At 67.0% G+C, this 2,427-nt stretch carries 3 protein-coding genes; 2 read left to right on the top strand and 1 reads right to left on the bottom strand.

From position 1 onward, the window contains the following. Nucleotides 1–776, top strand: a 776-nt coding sequence (locus tag JOY90_RS19115; RefSeq protein WP_291692672.1) for an AMP-binding protein, incomplete at its 5' end; no start/stop codon positions are given. On the opposite strand, the gene JOY90_RS19110 is transcribed toward JOY90_RS19115, so the two are convergent. After that, nucleotides 726–971, bottom strand: a complete 246-nt coding sequence (locus tag JOY90_RS19110; RefSeq protein ID WP_291692671.1) for a hypothetical protein — start codon at nucleotides 969–971, stop codon at nucleotides 726–728. The two genes, JOY90_RS19115 and JOY90_RS19110, sit on opposite strands and share 51 nt — an antisense overlap. A 176-nt stretch (nucleotides 972–1,147) precedes the next feature. On the opposite strand from JOY90_RS19110, the gene JOY90_RS19105 reads away from it, so the two are divergent. Next, entirely contained in the window at nucleotides 1,148–2,209 is a 1,062-nt protein-coding gene (locus tag JOY90_RS19105) for a ketopantoate reductase family protein (protein ID WP_291692670.1), read from the top strand. Nucleotides 2,210–2,427 lie beyond the last annotated feature (218 nt).

Genomic DNA, 2,427 nt, shown 5'->3' with positions numbered 1-2,427 from the left:
GCAATCGCTACGATCTCTCCAGCCTGCAGATCGTGTTTCACATGGCAGCCCCCATGCCCCCTTGGCTGAAGGAAAAATGGATCGAATGGCTGGGGCCCGAGCGGATCTGGGAGCTCTATGGCGGCACCGAAGCACAGGGCGCGTGTATCATCTCGGGGGTCGAGTGGCTCGAACATCGCGGCTCGGTCGGCAAGATCGGCGAGACCGCGCGGCTGCGCATCATCGGCGAGGACGGCAACGACGTCGCGCCCGGCGAGACCGGTGAGATCTATTTCCTGCCCAATGACGGCCCCGGCACCACCTATCATTATCTCGGCGCCGAGCCGAAGCGGCGGGAGGACGGCTGGGAGTCGCTCGGCGATATCGGGCGGCTCGACGCCGACGGCTATCTCTATCTCGGGGACCGTCTCGCCGACATGATCCTGCGCGGCGGCGCCAACATCTACCCGGCCGAGGTCGAGGCCGCCGTCAGCGCGCATCCCAAGGTGCGCTCCTGCGTGGTGGTCGGCCTGCCCGATCCGGAGTTCGGGCAGCGCGTGCATGCGATCCTCGAGCTTGCCGACCGCGATGAGGCGCAGGCGATCGCCGACGGCATGGGCGATTTCCTCGCCGACCGGCTCAGCCGCTACAAGCATCCGGAAAGTTTTGAGGTCGTCGCCGTCGGCCTGCGCGACGATTCCGGCAAGGTCCGCCGCACGCTGCTGCGCGACGAACGCGCCGCCTGGCTAGGAGAGAACCGCGCGTTCCGGATTGTGCCACGAGCCGGGACGCGCTGACCAGGGCAGCGGCCGGCCAAACCGGGATATGTCGATCGGACTGACCTCGCCGTCGAGCCAGTCCTGCTCGCGCGCGAGCGACCTCCACGCCGCTTCCATGCGCCTGAAACGGTCCTTCATGCCCCTGTCCGTGCTTCGCTTGGCGAGCTTCGCGCAAGTGACTGCATTGTCCAACAGATGCTGCGACTGCTTCATGGCAAGGCCTCCTGTTCAAGAAAAGCTAGGTCACGCCATGCGGCCATTCAACGAAACTTCCGTGACCATTTGGCCATAGTGATGAATGGCTGTTCATCGCGCCGGTCGTGGCTCAACCGTTGCGATCCGACCTACCGTCGCGCTAGATTCGGCGGGATAAAATCTCGGGGAGAAACATGGGCCGGAAGATCGCGATCGTGGGAGCAGGTGCCGTCGGCGGGTATGCCGGTGCGCACATGGTGCAGGCGGGCGAGGACGTCACCTTCATCGATCCATGGCCCGAGCATGTCCAGCACATGCGGCAGCATGGCCTGCGCGTCACCCATGCCCGGGACGTGCCGGAATTTTCGGTTCCGGTGCGGGCCCTGCACGTCACCGACGTGCAGCAACTGGCCAAGGAGAAGCCGATCGACATCGCCTTCGTCTGCATGAAGTCGTACGACACGGCCTGGGCGACCATGATGATCCGGCAATATCTGGCGCCGGACGGCTACGTGGTGTCGCTGCAGAACTGCATGAACGAGGAAACCGTGGCCGGCATCGTCGGCTGGGGCAAGACGCTCGGCTGCATCGCGAGCAGCATCACCGTGAACCTGCCCGCGCCCGGCCACATCCACCGCGGCGCCGGCAAGGGCGGCGCCGCGCACACCGTGTTCCGCACCGGCGAGGTGCACGGCCGGATCACGGAGCGCGCCAAGGAAATCTGCCGGCTGGTCGGCACCGCCGACAGCGCGACGGTGACGAGCAATCTCTGGGGCGAGCGCTGGTCGAAGCTGGTTGCCAACGTCATGGGCAACGGGCTCTCGGCCTGCACCGGCCTGACCGGCGGCCAGATGCTGGAGAGCGAGCCGATCCGCCGCTTCTCCACCCGCCTCGGCAGCGAGGCGATCCGGGTCGGACAGGCACACGGCTATCAGCTGGAGGAAATCCTGCACCTGCCGCCGGAGACGATCGCGCGCGCCGGCGAGGGTGACGAGGCCGCGATGCGCGCCTGCGACGAGCGCCGCTTCGCCGACGGCAAGCGCGTCTCCTCCGAGCAGCGTCCCTCCATGGGGCAGGACATGCAGAAGGGGCGGCGCACCGAGATCGAGTTCATGAACGGCCTGGTGGTGCGCGAAGGCGAGAAGATCGGCCTCTCCTGCCGCGCCAACGCGGCGCTGACCGACATCGTGCTCCGCGTCGAGCGCGGCGAGCTGAAGCCGGATCCGCGGCACATCACCGAGCTGCGGCTGAACTGACCTTCGCGCGCGATCGCACGCACCGTTCGGCTAACGCTCGGAGTCGGCCGTAGCCGAAGCCGCAGGTGACATTCGGAGGCAGAGCCATGAGACCTCATGCCACCGCAACCGGCCTTGCCACTGCTCTGGGAATCCTCCTCTCCCTGACGGCCTGCCCTGCCCTTGCCGCTCCCACAGGCGAGCAGCCGATCGCACCTGCGGCCACGCAATCTGACGCC

Source organism: Bradyrhizobium sp. (assembly GCF_019242285.1).
Taxonomy (GTDB): Bacteria; Pseudomonadota; Alphaproteobacteria; order Rhizobiales; family Xanthobacteraceae; genus Bradyrhizobium.
This window is presented reverse-complemented; position numbering and strand designations above follow the sequence as displayed.